The 14821-nt window shown below is 52.2% G+C and carries 13 protein-coding genes; 7 read left to right on the top strand and 6 right to left on the bottom strand.

The window, feature by feature from the left end; all coding sequences use genetic code 11:
* The first annotated feature begins 1 nt into the window (after position 1).
* The 4 genes from astB to FFS57_RS08790 all read left to right on the top strand — a co-directional run bounded on the left by astB (position 2) and on the right by FFS57_RS08790 (position 4088).
* Entirely contained in the window at positions 2-1348 is a 1347-nt protein-coding gene (gene astB, locus FFS57_RS08805) for an N-succinylarginine dihydrolase (protein WP_137937415.1), read from the top strand.
* Positions 1349-1431: 83 nt separating this feature from the next.
* Positions 1432-2436, top strand: coding sequence for a succinylglutamate desuccinylase (astE, locus tag FFS57_RS08800; protein WP_137937414.1), 1005 nt, complete (start codon positions 1432-1434; stop codon positions 2434-2436).
* A 239-nt stretch (positions 2437-2675) separates the two neighbouring features.
* Positions 2676-3221, top strand: coding sequence for a YbhB/YbcL family Raf kinase inhibitor-like protein (locus FFS57_RS08795; protein ID WP_137937413.1), 546 nt, complete (start codon positions 2676-2678; stop codon positions 3219-3221).
* A gap of 27 nt (positions 3222-3248) precedes the next feature.
* Complete coding sequence (locus FFS57_RS08790) at positions 3249-4088, top strand: helix-turn-helix transcriptional regulator (protein WP_137937412.1); 840 nt, start codon at positions 3249-3251, stop codon at positions 4086-4088.
* Positions 4089-4158: 70 nt separating this feature from the next.
* Here FFS57_RS08790 and FFS57_RS08785 read toward each other — a convergent pair whose 3' ends face one another.
* Positions 4159-4587, bottom strand: coding sequence for a PilZ domain-containing protein (locus tag FFS57_RS08785; protein ID WP_137937411.1), 429 nt, complete (start codon positions 4585-4587; stop codon positions 4159-4161).
* 127 nt (positions 4588-4714) lie between these two features.
* Complete coding sequence (locus tag FFS57_RS08780; RefSeq protein WP_137937410.1) at positions 4715-5149, bottom strand: GNAT family N-acetyltransferase; 435 nt, start codon at positions 5147-5149, stop codon at positions 4715-4717.
* A gap of 1093 nt (positions 5150-6242) precedes the next feature.
* On the opposite strand from FFS57_RS08780, the gene FFS57_RS08775 reads away from it, so the two are divergent.
* Positions 6243-6584: a zinc ribbon domain-containing protein YjdM gene (locus FFS57_RS08775; protein ID WP_137937409.1), complete on the top strand. Its 342-nt coding sequence runs from the start codon at positions 6243-6245 to the stop codon at positions 6582-6584.
* 181 nt (positions 6585-6765) lie between these two features.
* Here the strand turns inward: FFS57_RS08775 and FFS57_RS08770 are convergent, their stop codons facing one another.
* The 3 genes from FFS57_RS08770 to FFS57_RS08760 all read right to left on the bottom strand — a co-directional run bounded on the left by FFS57_RS08770 (position 6766) and on the right by FFS57_RS08760 (position 9751).
* The gene (locus FFS57_RS08770; RefSeq protein WP_137937408.1) at positions 6766-7344 is read right to left on the bottom strand and encodes a nucleotidyltransferase family protein; all 579 of its coding nucleotides are present in this window, start codon (positions 7342-7344) and stop codon (positions 6766-6768) included.
* A 55-nt stretch (positions 7345-7399) separates the two neighbouring features.
* A complete protein-coding gene (locus tag FFS57_RS08765) occupies positions 7400-8581 on the bottom strand; it encodes a vWA domain-containing protein (RefSeq protein WP_137937407.1) in 1182 nt (393 codons plus the stop codon).
* A 183-nt stretch (positions 8582-8764) separates the two neighbouring features.
* The gene (locus FFS57_RS08760) at positions 8765-9751 is read right to left on the bottom strand and encodes a hypothetical protein (protein ID WP_137937406.1); all 987 of its coding nucleotides are present in this window, start codon (positions 9749-9751) and stop codon (positions 8765-8767) included.
* 328 nt (positions 9752-10079) lie between these two features.
* Between FFS57_RS08760 and FFS57_RS08755 the strand changes: the two genes are divergently transcribed.
* Positions 10080-11525 (top strand): coniferyl aldehyde dehydrogenase, encoded by a 1446-nt coding sequence (locus tag FFS57_RS08755; RefSeq protein WP_137937405.1) that lies wholly within the window; start codon positions 10080-10082, stop codon positions 11523-11525.
* A 36-nt stretch (positions 11526-11561) separates the two neighbouring features.
* Positions 11562-12527: a phosphate/phosphite/phosphonate ABC transporter substrate-binding protein gene (locus tag FFS57_RS08750; RefSeq protein WP_137937404.1), complete on the top strand. Its 966-nt coding sequence runs from the start codon at positions 11562-11564 to the stop codon at positions 12525-12527.
* A gap of 20 nt (positions 12528-12547) precedes the next feature.
* Here FFS57_RS08750 and FFS57_RS08745 read toward each other — a convergent pair whose 3' ends face one another.
* Entirely contained in the window at positions 12548-14386 is a 1839-nt protein-coding gene (locus tag FFS57_RS08745; RefSeq protein WP_137937403.1) for a sensor histidine kinase, read from the bottom strand.
* Between the last annotated feature and the right edge of the window lie 435 nt (positions 14387-14821).

Below are 14821 nucleotides of genomic sequence, written 5' to 3'. Positions count from 1 at the left end.
GATGACCGCATTTGAAGCCAATTTCGACGGCCTGGTCGGCCCCACCCATAACTACGCCGGACTTAGCTTCGGCAATGTTGCTTCGACATCAAACGAAAAATCCACATCCAACCCCAAACTAGCAGCCAAGCAGGGCCTGATGAAAATGAAGGCGCTGCATGACTTGGGCTTCAAGCAAGGCGTATTGGCCCCGCATGAGCGCCCCAGTGTGGCTCATCTACGTGGTTTGGGTTTTGGTGGTACTGATGCGGAGGTGGTACGTAAGGCAGCCAAGGAGGCCCCAACAATTCTGGCTGCATGCAGCTCGGCATCGACCATGTGGACCGCCAATGCTGCGACGGTGAGCCCATCAGGTGATACAGCTGACAGACGCGTTCACTTCACCCCGGCCAATCTCAACAATAAATTTCACCGTTCGATCGAACACCCAACCACCGGCCGAATCCTGAAGGCCATGTTTGCAGACGAGCGGCATTTTGCGCATCACCAGGCTCTGCCTGCTCAAATGCATTTCGGCGATGAAGGTGCCGCTAACCATACTCGTTTTTGCGCTGAATATGATGCAGCCGGTATTGAGTTTTTCGTGTTTGGTCAAGCTGCGTTCGATACCCGCTATCCCAGGCCGATCAAATTCCCGGCTCGGCAGACGTTGGAAGCCAGCCAAGCCATTGCCCGTTTGCATGGTTTGTCACTGGAACAGGTGGTGTATGCACAGCAGGATCCCAATACCATTGACGCAGGCGTGTTCCACAATGATGTGATTTCAGTTGGGAATCGCAATGTGTTGTTCCATCACCAGCGCTCGTTTCTCGATCAGGCTGCAGTGCTCGCAGAGTTGGATCGCAAGTTGGCGGCGGTAGGTGGCCAGTTTGTTGCAGTCGAGGTACCGGAAGCCGCAGTATCGATTGATGAGGCGGTGAAGTCCTACCTGTTCAACAGCCAACTGTTGTCCAAGCCGAATGGCAAAATGATCATCGTGGTGCCTGAAGAGTGCCGCAGTATGCCACGGGTCTGGGCTTATCTGGAAAGTTTGGTCAACAGTGGTGGCCCGATTGATGAAGTAAAGGTATTCGACCTCAAACAGTCCATGCAGAATGGAGGCGGCCCGGCTTGCTTGCGCTTGCGCGTAGCACTGTCGGCAGCGGAGCTGGCTGCAGTCAATCCTGATGTTTTGATGTCCGATGCCTTGTTTGGCAGTTTGAATGCCTGGGTGGACAAACATTATCGTGATCGCCTGATGGGTGAAGATCTGGGTGATCCACAATTGTTGATTGAATGTCGTACGGCATTGGATGAACTGACCCAGATTTTGCAATTGGGCTCGGTCTACCCGTTCCAGTTGATCTGATGTGATGGGTAGGGTGCTCTCACCCTGCTGCCTGACTTGATGCGGTGGCATTCTTGTCGCTGCTGCCCAATTCGAAGCTCACCATGCATACACCGTTTCTACAAGCACTGATTGATGATACCGACACTGTGTTTTTGGACGCGCCATTACCATCTGGAGGCGTTGGCAAAATGGTGGGGCCTGGCGCCTGGCTGGTGACACCCGAGAGTAAGCCTGCGCTTGAGCTGGTGATTTCGTGCGGTATTCATGGCAATGAAACAGCGCCTATTGAGCTGGTCGACCAGATCGTTGGCGCACTACGTGAAGGCCGTTTGTTGGCAGGTGCGCGGGTACTGTTTCTGATTGGTAACCTGCAAGCGATGCGCGCAGGAAAGCGGTACTTGGTCGAAGATATCAATCGGCTGTTCTGCGGTAAACATGCAGAAGTTGCAATCAGTGATGAAGTGGCGCGTGCGGCAGAGCTGGAGCAATTGGTTACGGATTTCTTTGGTAACAGCACAGCCGGTGTACCACGCTGGCATTTGGATTTGCATACGGCGATTCGTGGTTCGTATTATGAAAAGTTTGCTATCTATCCCTACACTGATGGCGAGCCACACGATAAAACAGCAATTACTCTGCTGAGCTTGTGCGATGTGTATACATTGTTATTGCATACCAAACCGTCGCCAACATTTTCATATTTCACCAGCCATCATTTCGGCGCCAGGGCATTTACGTTGGAGTTGGGCAAGGCGAGGCCGTTCGGACAAAATGGGGTGGTCGATGTAACTGCACTTGAACGTGTGCTATTGGCCATGGTAAGTGGCCAGATGCCGGTGGGCCCCACTTTTGACCCGGCTGACTATCACATATTTCAGGCTACACGAGATGTCACCAAGACCAGCGAATCATTTCGTTTGAATCTGTCCCCTGATGTGCTGAACTTCACACCGTTGGAGGCAGGTACCGTGGTGGCAGAGGATGGTGAATATCAGCTTGTTGCAGCTCAGAGCGAACATATCATTTTCCCGAATCCTGACGTCAAGGTCGGTTTGCGGGCAGGTATTCTGGTAGCACCCGCTGAGCTGACGCTGGTAGCGCGCTGATTCACCGTTGTGGTCTGTAAGGTGTACCAATGCTGTCCAGATGACGGTGCGACTAGGTTGTCCACATTTTCGACTGGGCCTGTCAGGTAAAGCATCGCTAAATCCCGGCTTGTTTGGATATTGATCGTTTGCGCACATTGCATGACGGGTTCGGCACCACAGTTCTGTATCCAATGTTGCACACTTTCCATCCAGAACCCCTGCAGTGGTAGGCGGTGCATACAGGAAAGGGAAAGATCATGCGTAACTGGATTGCAGTATTGGGGTGCTGTTTGTTATCAGGCGTGGTTAGTGCCGAGTCATTTATGCTGACCAGTACTGATATTACTGATGGGCAGCCCCTGTCGCGAAAACAGGAATACATGGGTTTTGGATGTCAGGGGGAGAACTTGTCGCCAGCTTTATCCTGGCAGCATGCGCCGACTGGTACCAAAAGCTTCGCCGTCACAGTATTCGATCCGGATGCCCCAACGGGCAGCGGTTGGTGGCATTGGCTGGTTGTAAATATCCCGGTCAAGGTTATGGCATTGCAGCAAGGGGCTGGTACTATCAAAGGCTTGTTACCCAAAGGCAGTCTGCAGACTCGTACTGATTATGGTAGTGCGGGGTTTGGCGGTGCTTGCCCGCCAGTTGGCGACTCGTCGCATCGTTATCAATTCACTGTTTGGGCGCTAAATGTGGAAACCTTGCCATTGAACGCCAATGTATCGGGTGCTCTGGTCGGGTATATGCTGAATCAGCATGTATTGGGTAAGGCCAGCATAACCGCGCACTATCGTCGATAACCTGCACCCAGCAGATTCCGTATCGTCATGATCCATGCCACCTCAACCCAATCACCAGTGCAGGTCACACCAAATGTTGGCGTTTTTTGCCGGATTCGTGCGACACATCGGCATGCCATCCGCCGGGTGCCGATCAACCAGCCGACATTGATTCGTGTTGTGCGTGGCAACAAGCAGGTTTGGTGGGGGCAGGTGGATAGGCAAATCGGCATAGATACCATGTTGGTATTGCCAGTAGGGGCTGAGGTGCATTTGGCCAATGTGCCGGATGTGACGGGATGTTATGAGGCGGAAATGTGGTCGTTGGATGCGATGTTACTGGCTCGGATGCAGCGCCACCACGCTGAGGTGGTGGCATCCTCCTTGTCGTTGGACAGGGTATCGCTGCCATGGCAAATGTTGGATCCAGTTACCGAACGGGCCTGGACGAGGCTATGGAGTTCAATAACGACCAGCGAACTCGCCTTGCCGATCATACAGCACCGAGCAGAGGAGTGTTTGCTCAGTCTGTTACTGGCAGGTGGGGGGCAAGCCTTGTTTGTGGCGAATAACGGTGGGGTGGTGGATCGAGTGCGTCAATGGGTGATGTTGTTGCCTGCTCATCCTTGGACTACAGCCGAGCTTGCCGCTCGCATGAACTGTAGTGAAGCCACCTTGCGACGCAAATTGGCGCATTTCGGTGCTTCGGTACGCGATATTCTGGAAAATGTGCGGATGGGGCAGGGCCTGGCATTGTTGCAAACCTCCTCACACGACGTTGCAGAGATTGCGGCCCAGTGTGGTTATCAGTCAGCATCCCGTTTTAGCATCCGCTTCCGTGAGCGCTATGGCCTGAGCCCGTCAGAGCTACGACGGGCAATGGCATAACGTGTCGATCCAGCTTGGTTTCGATCAGGATCGGTGCAATGAAAAAAACAAATTGAATTCCGAGGCGGATTCAATGCCAAGTGTCGGAGTCGGATGTTGGGAAGTGGGCGGCATACTTTTCAATCCACTCTATCGCGGCCTGTTCTGCTGTCAATTCACGGTGTTCGTGCTCACGTACATACAGCATATATTGTTCGATCTGACACACCTGCTCGACCATGCGAGCGCGAAACGCATCTTCAGGGTCGAGGAAAGCCACCCCCAATTCATAGCCCGGAGGTAGCTCATTACACCAAATAACCTGCGCATTGGATTCGAACACGGGCCGTACACCGGGGATGCGTACAGCCACCATCTCTCCTTTTTCGGCGCGTCTGGTTGAGCCGAATGCCAGCCCACCCACGCTGATATTGAGTGCCTCACCTGTTGCCAACTGGCTGGATTCGCAACTGGTGATTTCGATTGGGACGCTGGCTGGATGGCGGATGAACTGTCTCATGCGATGCCTCCTCATCGGGGCGGAATCGTTGATTCAGCATAGCGCCATGCCACGACCCTGCCAACCCTTGCCGCTAAACAGTGCATCAAGGCGGATGGAAGGCATTGATGTGGGAATCATCAGGCTGTTATGAGCGGATCAGTGTTTTGCGCATGAAATGCCGTGCAAATCCTGGTGGAAATTGATCCAGTGTGCCGATGATTTCGTACCCGGCCCGTAGATACAGATCGGGCGTTTGAAACGTGAAGGTGTCCAAATAGGCATGATGGTACCCACGTTCGACAGCCTCTGCCTCAATGGTTCGCAACATGCGTGATGCCAAGCCCTGGCGGCGATGTGCCGGGTCGACCCAGACTGAAGTAATGTTGATCCAGCCCCAATAAGCGGAGCCAATGATGCCGCCGATTACCTTGTCATCACCATCCCTGGCAAAAACGCTGATGACATCGACGGTGCCATCTCCGGTGCGTGCCACATTGGCTTCGAAGATACCTTTGTAGAGAACACGGGTCATCTGCCCGCTGGGGTTGTTGTCTATCACAATTTGAATGGTGTCTGACATGGTGATGGAATGCTTTCAGTAACAGCGTTGCAGTTAAAAAGGACAACAGATACCGACTGGACTACGCTGCAATTTGATCAGGGTTAAACCGATTTCCATGTCAGTATCATGGCCAGCTCAATCCGAACATACCTGCTTCAATGGGTGTCAACAAGGGTCGCTGGTCCCATATGTTTATGGTTTTATGTTTATGAATATAAAGGTGTTAGTGACGTTATTGTGGGGTGTGATACATGCTGAACGATGTGTTTGATCTACATCGGGATGTGCGGTATTAGCGATGAAATCGGTATCATGGTGCTGCCGAAGCGATGCCGATAGCGTCGGTATCTTGAATGGTGAAAGTAGGGGATCGGAAAATGGCGAGTTCTATTGATTACCGTTTGTCGGTAAAAAAAGGGTGACGAACCCGTCACCCTGAATAACCACTGGAGATACACAAGCAGAAGGCGTTGCCTTCTGATTACATCATCCCAGAGCTTTCGCTAGAGCGATTTGATTTTGGTCAAGTTTGCGTAATGGTATATAAGCTGCATTTAAGCTGGTGTTATTGATCGGACCTGATTTTATTTGCCCTGTAATATTATTAATATATTGATTTTTATGAATTTAAGCCAAGACTTCACTTGGCCGGAACAGGAATTGGATAGCCTGTTTGCACCATTACGAAATCCGCACGGTTTGGCCTATGGTCCACAGCCACCAGCCAGCCGTCCAATCGGTTCCGCAATGAATATGGGTTGTGGTGGAAACAAAGCTCATTACTTGGTTGACAATGCTTCCGTTGATCTGTCTTTTGCATTTCACGGAAGGTGATCAACGTCAGCGGATCATCGGTAGATGGTAACCAGATCGGCTGTGTGGGGTTAGAGGCAATAATCAATTGACATGATTTGTACGGCGAGAGTCTGTACCACTGTCAGTCAATGCATATCAGCGTAAAATACGCCACAACACTAGCTGCTATGCTCTCGTGTCCCTCGTCAATTCAAGTTGGACGCGGCGATCAGAGCACGGCCCAATTGTTCCCGGTTCAGCTGGTGGTTTTCGGCCGTTGAACAGAACTCAAATCAAATAGTAAAGGAATTGCTCCGTGAGTGTTTTGCCCAATTGTCCCAACTGTGATTCATCATTGACATACCAAGATGGTGAAATGCTGATCTGTCCTGAGTGTGCTCATGAGTGGAAGTCAAGTAAAGAGACGGAAAATGCCTTGGAAGTCAAAATCGTCCGTGATGCAAACGGCAATGTGTTGGCAGATGGGGATACCGTTGTCGTGGTCAAAGACCTCAAGGTGAAAGGTTCGTCATCTGTGGTCAAAGTGGGTACCAAGGTCAAGAACATCAGACTTGTCGAAGGTGACCATGATATCGACTGTAAAATTGAAGGCTTTGGTGCAATGCAGTTGAAATCCGAGTTCGTCAAAAAAGCCTGAGGTGTGTTGAAGCTTATTGCCTATCCATTTTAGAGCCTGTTCAAGGTCTGTGATGAGCGGCCACCAGCGGGGTGAAGCGCAGCGCAAAAACCGGCGTGTAGGTGTGATACATGAGGATGTTGAACAGCACATGGGCCCCGATCGTGGTCGTGCAATAAGACAGTGAACAGGTTCTTACGGCTTATGTCACTGGCCTTGGCGGACATGTATCCACCACTTGATGCTTCTGAATCGATTGAACGATCGGTACCTTCTGCTCCAGACAAACGCGTGGCCAGCGTGTTGTGATGTGTTTGCTCGCTGTTCGCTGTAGAAAGATGTCGCGATCTGAAAAAGCTGGGTTTTGGCGCCAGATCAGGTTGAACAGGTCATCCAGACCACAAGGCATCGCGAACTGCAGTCGATCATCTGGCATTAAGCGTACGCCAATGCAGGTGGCGGTTTCCGGCCAGCGGCCCAGTGCGTCCAGGCTGCTGAGCATGGGCTCAATTGGTTGGCTGCTGGCTTGGCGATACCAGTGGTGGATGTGGGCCTGGTTGACAATCTCCCACACCTGCTTGAATTGGCTGGATAGCTGCTGGCTGAGCGCATGGTCTTGTGCTGCGGAAGCGTCTGGGTCGAAGTAGATGAGATCGATGTCCTGTTCACCACTGGGCTCTGCATAACCATGCAGGTGATCCCAAAGACGGTTTCGGATGCAGCCTGCAGCCAGATACCAGTCTGGCAGGTTCAAGTCACGGGCAGTATATAACCATTGCATGAGCTGGGCATCGCACTTGATCAGTGTCGTCAGCTGGCTGATTTGAAGTAACTGATCAGGCACTTTGGTTCAGCCGGCGGATGCCGCGATCGAGTCCCTCAATGGTCAGCGGGAACATCCGGCCACCCATTTGCTGGCGAAGCATGACCAACGATTGGGTGTAGTCCCAATACTGTTCATCGACTGGGTTGAGCCAAATGGCGTGCTGGTAATGATCAAGCAGACGTTGCACCCAGGCATGGCCAGCTTCCGGATTATTGTGTTCGACACTGCCGCCAGGGTAGAGGATTTCGTAAGGGCTCATGGTGGCATCGCCAACAAAGATCAGTTTGTAGTCTGGCCCGTAGGTATTCAGCACATCCTGAGTTGGGATGCGCTCGGCATGGCGACGGAGGTTGTCACGCCAAACCGATTCATATATACAATTATGGAAGTAAAAATATTCAAGATGTTTGAATTCGGTCTTGCAGGCCGAGAACAGCTCTTCACAGATTTTGATGTGGTCATCCATTGATCCACCCACATCCAGAAACAGTAGTACCTTCACCTTATTATGCAACTGCGGCACCATTTTCAGGTCAAGATGACCTGCATTGTTGGCAGTTGCGCGAATGGTACCGGGCAAATCCAGTATTTCTTCAGCACCTTCACGGGCAAAGCGGCGCAGCCGTCGTAAAGCAACTTTGATATTGCGGGTGCCCAGTTCTACCGAATCATCGAAATTCTTGAATTCGCGTTCATCCCACACTTTGACTGCGCGGCGATGGCGTGACTCGGTTTGGCCAATGCGAATCCCCTCCGGATTATAACCATAGGCACCAAATGGACTGGTTCCACCGGTGCCAATCCATTTGTTACCACCGGCGTGCCGTTCCTTTTGTTCCTGTAGGCGTTCCTTGAATGTTTCCATGAGCTTGTCCCAGCCCATGGCCTTGATTTTTTCCTTGTCTTCATCTGATAGGAAGCGTTCGAACTCCTTGCGTAGCCAGTCCTCCGGAATCTCTCTGCTCAAGGTGTCACTCAGGGATTCAATGCCTTTGAAATACAAGCCGAATACTTGATCAAACTTGTCAAAGTGCTTTTCATCTTTGATCAGCACAGTACGGGCGAGATAGTAGAAATCATCCAGGCTGCCGCTGATGACACGCTTGTCGAGTGCTTCGAGCAATGTCAGGAATTCCTTGATGCTGACTGGTAGGTGAGCATCTTTAAGTTGGTAGAAAAAGTCGATGAGCATGGTATGTGAGGCGTGGAGGTAGGGCTGCTGTGATTGTATAACGGCGCGCACCTAATGGCCTCAACTTCGTCGATGGACTGCAATATTGATACCTGGCATGTGCAACCATCGTGGGATCATGCCTGTGGCGTAGGTATGAAAAAGGGCACCCATGGGTACCCTTGATGGTTCGTGATCGGCTGATCAGCAACCCATGATGCTGCACCAAGTGGCAACCTTGTTGCTGGTTTGGCCATTGGTTTCCAGCTTCATCTGCAAAATACCATTGGGCTGTGCTGTCAACGTCAGGGTGCCATTGCCGCTGGTGACGCGCATTTCGCCACTGTCTGGGTAGGCTTGGCCGCTAGAGAAGGTGAATGGCGTGCTGGGTGCGCTCATGTTGAGTTTCAGATCGCCGGTGTTGGAACCCAATGTCAGGTGGATCATGCCATCCAATTGGGCGACGCGGGTTGTGCCGCTTTTGGTGGAAACCAGCTTCATGTCGCTATAGCGCCAGATGTCGTTACCGTTTTTCCCTTGCAGATTGGCAATGGTCAGTTCGGTCTTCACACCAGCAGCGGTTCGTGAAATCACCAGATCGGACTGCCCGGCAGCGGATGTGGTTTCTGTCTTGCCATTGATGGTCTTGGAGGTGGTCAGGCCCGGGGCGGGTACATTGACCGCAGCCTGAACGGCATAGGTTGAGCTGCCAACCTGGCCTGTCACATTCTTGACCAATAGATCAATCGCACCATGAATCACGACACCGTTGTTGTCACAGTTGTCGTAAGCAATTCCCAGGTTGTCACCAACGGAAACGGTAGAGGAGTTATCGGCGTCGTCCTGTTTGGTGGTGAATTGTCCGCCAGCCTGGCATGGAAAGGTATTTTGAAAAACCGCTGCCGGCATCATGTTGGCCGCTGCTGCGAAACGGCGGTTATCCACTGTTGCAGCGGTGGAGTCGCTGCTGACCAGTTGTGAGCCGATGGACGCTACGCTATTGTTGATGGTGCTTAGCGCGGTCTTGGCGACATTGTCCTGATTGTCAGCGGTGACTTGGAAACCCTGAGGAGGGGTAGGCTTGGTTGCGGTGTCGCCATTGCTACTGTCGCCGCCACCACCGCCGCCACAAGCTGCGAGCAGGGCGGAGATGGCGATGGGGGCGAGCATTTTGATGTTGGAATGTTTCATGGTGTGGTATCGAGAATGATCGGGTTGAAAGAATGCTTGTTAAACCATGGCTTGAACGATGATCCACACATGGTTTGGCGGATGAATTATCCTTATGTCATTTTTCATGTCAACTATATTCGGATGTATTTGTGTTTTGGTTTGACATGGACGCCAAGTGTCGGAAATCAGCATTTCGAATCAAATGACCATCGGTCATTGATCTTCGCCAAGGTTGGTGCTACTTTCCGATCATGAGATTATTTTGATGGATTGTCCGACAGTCTGGGGTAGAGGATGGACAAACCGGTAATATTGACGCATTCCCAATCAATCAGGAGCTCCACTCATGGATCCACTATTCTCCCCACATGCTTCAGCTGTTCAACTGGAGCGGCTGCACACGCTGTTTGACAAGCAGCAACAGGCGTTCAGGCGTGAACGCTTTCCAAAGGCTGCAACACGGCGGGCGTACTTGTACAAACTGGAAAAAGCCCTGCTTGACAATATGGAACAGCTAGTATCGGCGGTGAATGCAGATTTTGGTACCCGCTCATCGGTGGAAACCCGTTTCATGGAACTATTTCCCAGCGTGTCGGAAGTCAAGGAAGCACGTCGACACGTGGCTTCATGGATGAAGCCACGGCGGGCGGGGGTGTCGTTATGGTTCATGCCGGCAACCAATCAAGTCGTGCCGCAGCCGCTTGGTGTGGTTGGCGTGATCGTGCCTTGGAATTACCCGATTTTTCTGGCTATCGGTCCGCTGGCCGCGGCGCTGGCGGCGGGTAACCGGGTGATGATCAAAGTGTCTGAATCTACGCCACATACTGGCGAAGCATTGGCCAATATCCTTGGTCAGCATTTTGATGAAGATCATGTGGCCGTGATCAATGGGGGGGCCGATGTGGCGCAGGCATTTTCAGCCAAGTCTTTCGATCATCTGCTGTTTACCGGGTCTACCAATGTGGGACGACATGTGATGCGGGCTGCAGCTGACAATCTGACTCCGGTAACACTGGAACTGGGTGGCAAGTCACCCACGCTGATCAGCCCGGATTATCCGATTGCAACCGCGGCTGAGCGAATTATGTGGGGTAAGGCTGTCAATGCCGGACAAACATGTGTTGCACCGGACTATCTAATGGTTCCCGCACGCAAGGAGCAGGAATTTGTTGAGATGGCCAAGCGGGCTGTCGCCAAGTTCTTTCCCACACTTGCCAAGAATGATGACTACACTGCGATCATCGATTCGCGCCATTATCAACGGCTGATGTCCTATCTGGAAGATGCAAAAGCCAAGGGTGCGACACTGGTCGAATTGAATCCGGCCAATGAATCCCTGGAAGGCACGGGCAAGATTGCACCGACACTGGTGCTGAACCCGACCCCGGACATGTTGGTGATGCAGCAGGAAATCTTTGGACCAGTTTTTCCGGTCATGACTTATCGGGATATGCAGGAAGCGATCGTTTATATCAACGATCATCCGCGTCCGTTGGCGTTGTATTACTTCGATCAAGACAACGCGCGCATCCGCAAGATACTGACGGAAACCATTTCCGGGGGCGTGTCGATCAACGATGTGGTGATCCATGTTGGTCAGGGCGACTTGCCGTTTGGGGGGGTGGGGTCGTCTGGGATGGGGCATTATCATGGCAAGTATGGGTTTGATACCTTCAGCAAATTGAAAGGCGTGCTACGTCAAAGTCGGCTGAATACGGTATGGATGCTGTATCCCCCCTATGGAAAGCTTGCCCGACTGGTCTTCAAGGCAATGACCGGACGCAGTTATTGACGTTGCCAATCGACTGCTGCATGTTTCAGGCTGAACATGCCTGCAACGGCACTCATGCATGTGGTGTGGCCATTGCTGGCATTTGCAAGCACCTTGAGCTATATGCACAAGAGGGCAACCTCTTTGCAGGGAAGCGAGGGCACGGTGAAGTTCAGCACATTTTTGTTGGCCGGTATGTTGAGTTGCTGCATGTTATCGACCAGCTGGGCGGCTGAGCCACTCAAGGCATTGAGGATTGCTGCCAATCCCAATCTGTCATCCATTGAACTACTGACCAATTTTGGACCGCTGGCAGCCGCAATGGAGAAGGAGTTGTCACTCAAAGTGGAACTGGTCACCGGCAAGGACTATGCCGATACGCTGAACCAACTGAAAACCGGTGCAGTCGACATTGCCGGGACAGGAGCTTTCGGGTACGTGACCGCCATGTCGGAGTTCTCGCCCAAGTTGTTGGTACGTTTTGTTGAAGACGATGGAGAATCCTATCGTGCCGTGATCATTACCCGTACCGATTCCACCATCCGCAGTGTTGCTGATTTGCGCGGTAAGCGCTTCGCCTTTACTGACTTGCGCTCCACGTCGGGCTTCTTGTTACCGATGCTGGAAATGCAGCGTAACGGGATTGAGTTGAAAGACCTTGGCAAGGCAGAATTCGTCAAGAAACAGCCTAATTCTGCCGTGGCTGTCTATACCCGGCAGGTGGATGCTGGTGCTATCGCGGATAACCAACTGGGCGAGAAGTATGGAGTCAAACTGGATGAACTGCGTGTCATCTGGCGCTCCGAGCCCATCTTTCACGGTGTCTGGTTGGCGCGCCCTTCCATGTCGGATGATGACGTGAAACGAATTACCCAGGCATTGCTGAAAATCTCAGCCAGCCCGGAGGCCAAGCAAATGTTCCGGAATGCATCTGTGCGTGGTTTTACCGCCGCCAAGGACAGCGATTTTGATAATGTCCGGACTGCCAAGCGGTTACTGGATAAACTGGAAAAGGAAAAATAGGTTCAAGTCTGTATGTCACGTCAGGGTGAGTTGCTCCCGATTGTCAGCGTGAAAAAGAACGTGGCCCCTTTTCCCGGCCGGCTCTCGGCCCATACTTGTCCCCCATGGCGTCGGATAATGCGGGTAACGGTGGCGAGGCCAATACCTGTGCCTTCGAAGTCCGTTTTATCATGCAGGCGTTGAAAGGGCTTGAATAGTTTGTCGGCAAAGGCTGGGTCAAATCCAGCCCCATTATCGATGATTTGATAGACCATTCCCGATTCTGATGGCTGTGCACTGAATGTAATGTGTGGATTGGCCGTCTTGGCTGTGTATTTCCAGGCATTGCCCAGCAGGTTCTGCAATGCAATCTGTAGTAGCGAGGGGTCTCCGATGGCGGGGAGTGATGGGGCGATATCGATGGAAACCTGACGTTTGGGATCTGAAGCCTGCAGTTCTTCTATCACGGTGCGGGCCAGGGCCGACAGATCCAGTGATTGCTGACGCATTCGTACTTGGCTGACGTGTGACAAATCCAGCAAGGCATCGATAAGATTGTTCTGCCGTAAAGCTGCCCGATGAATACGATCCAACAGATCCCGGCCCTCTTCGGATAGCTGATCCTTGTAATCTTCAATCAACAGCTGCGTGAAACTGGCAATGGCCCGCAATGGCGCACGTAAATCATGCGATACCGAATAGCTGAAGGCTTCCAGCTCCTGATTGGCGACGGCTAAGGCATGGGTACGTTCGGCAACCCTGCTTTCCAGTTCGGTCTGGTACTGCATCAGCTCGAACTCGGTTGCTTTTTGCCGGGCGATGTCCTGCAATGCCATGATGACATAACCCGCATTCAGGTCAGGCTGCCGGTAAAGTGACAGGCTGCAAAGCACCCAGCGGTAACCGCCATCAGCTTGAAGGCAACGTAACTCGTTTTGCCAGAACGCATGGGCTCCATCGAACAGATCATTCAACGCCAGCAAGACCTGATGCTGATCCCGTGGGTGCCAACAGTCTGCCGGTGGTGGGGCATCTTCATGATTGCGAAAACCAAGCAGCCCGGCAAATTGTTCGTTAAACCGCAACCAACTCCCATCGGCGCGAATATGGGCCAGGCCGGCCCCACATTGTTCGAACTGGACCCGATACTCATATTCGCTGGCACGCAACGCGGCCATCTGATGCCCCAGCTCCTGACTCATCTGGTTGATGGTATGTGCCAGCTCCACCACTTCACGGGCACCGCGTTCAGGGATACGGCGGCTGAAGTCGCCGTTGGCGATGTCACGTCCGGCATCAATGGTTTGGCGTAAATGCGCAGTCAGCCAAATGCCCATCCAGCCCAGACAAAGAATACTCAGTAACACCTCGATGGCGGCAATCATCAGCCCCTGCCGCAATAAATCGCGGCGAGTGTTGGCGATGATACGCGTGGAGATGCCCAGGTGCATGGTGCCGAAGGTTCTTTCAGCCAGGACTACTGGGCGGGATATGTGGTAGATGCCTTCAGAGATAGCCTGCTCGATATGGCGGGTAGGTGACGGCAAAGGCTGATGAAATGGCATGCCCGCTGTAGCCAGTCGTTGACCATCAAGATTGGTGAGCACCACATAGCTCAGTTCACGCCGATGTTCACTGACCGCGACATTCAGGAAATCCTGCAAGCCAACGGAATCCTGTTGCAGGATATAAGGAATGGCTGCGGCATTCAGCATGGGTACCGCTTGTGCCAATGATGCCTCCACACCAGCCTGGGCTGCGTTATTGACCAGTCGGATCGAATTGACGATCAGCACCGCCAGCAGTACAACTTCGATCAAAACACTGCTCAATATCAAACGTGCCCGAAGTGAACCAGGCAAGCGAGGGCGCCATTTCATATTAGGCCTTACTCGAAAGTCGGCGGGTGGCAGCTGCCTGCCGGTAAGAACCTGTTCAATATCTTATTGTGCGGCCGCGATTGTGGTTGATGTGCTGCTCAAAATCGTCATATGTGCCACATACATGACGGTTTTTACACTGCGCTTCAGCCGCTCATGACAAATCCAGAACAAATTTTAAGCTTGGTGCTATGTTCATCTGATGACACCGGGTGGCATCCCCAGCTTGCAACAGATTGATCTTGTGGTAAACAGAAAGCCAGTGACCGCACAATCAGCTCAAACTTCGTTCGGGGCTTTTTTATTCCTAGGATACGTGGGCACATATGTCTAGAGGTGGTTGTAGCCTGTGGCGTGGCGGTAATTTCAAGGTGTGGTAAGTTGCCATTGCTTGGTTATGGATTGGCATTGTCTGTTGGCACGATACGATGATGT

Source organism: Chitinivorax sp. B (assembly GCF_005503445.1).
GTDB lineage: Bacteria > Pseudomonadota > Gammaproteobacteria > Burkholderiales > SCOH01 > Chitinivorax.
The sequence above is the reverse complement of the archived record's forward strand: the minus strand, read 5'-3'. Positions and strand labels throughout refer to the sequence as shown.

Excerpts from the sequence above, each read along its gene's own strand:
- FFS57_RS08765 (WP_137937407.1), bottom strand. The coding sequence starts at position 8,581 with ATGCTCATCGACTTTTTCTACCAACTTAAAGATGCTCACCTACCAGTC.
- astB (WP_137937415.1), top strand. The coding sequence starts at position 2 with ATGACCGCATTTGAAGCCAATTTCGACGGCCTGGTCGGCCCCACCCAT.
- astE (WP_137937414.1), top strand. The coding sequence starts at position 1,432 with ATGCATACACCGTTTCTACAAGCACTGATTGATGATACCGACACTGTG.
- FFS57_RS08795 (WP_137937413.1), top strand. The coding sequence starts at position 2,676 with ATGCGTAACTGGATTGCAGTATTGGGGTGCTGTTTGTTATCAGGCGTG.
- FFS57_RS08755 (WP_137937405.1), top strand. The coding sequence starts at position 10,080 with ATGGATCCACTATTCTCCCCACATGCTTCAGCTGTTCAACTGGAGCGG.
- FFS57_RS08760 (WP_137937406.1), bottom strand. The coding sequence starts at position 9,751 with ATGAAACATTCCAACATCAAAATGCTCGCCCCCATCGCCATCTCCGCC.
- FFS57_RS08790 (WP_137937412.1), top strand. The coding sequence starts at position 3,249 with ATGATCCATGCCACCTCAACCCAATCACCAGTGCAGGTCACACCAAAT.
- FFS57_RS08750 (WP_137937404.1), top strand. The coding sequence starts at position 11,562 with ATGCCTGCAACGGCACTCATGCATGTGGTGTGGCCATTGCTGGCATTT.
- FFS57_RS08780 (WP_137937410.1), bottom strand. The coding sequence starts at position 5,149 with ATGTCAGACACCATTCAAATTGTGATAGACAACAACCCCAGCGGGCAG.
- FFS57_RS08745 (WP_137937403.1), bottom strand. The coding sequence starts at position 14,386 with ATGAAATGGCGCCCTCGCTTGCCTGGTTCACTTCGGGCACGTTTGATA.
- FFS57_RS08785 (WP_137937411.1), bottom strand. The coding sequence starts at position 4,587 with ATGAGACAGTTCATCCGCCATCCAGCCAGCGTCCCAATCGAAATCACC.
- FFS57_RS08770 (WP_137937408.1), bottom strand. The coding sequence starts at position 7,344 with ATGCAATGGTTATATACTGCCCGTGACTTGAACCTGCCAGACTGGTAT.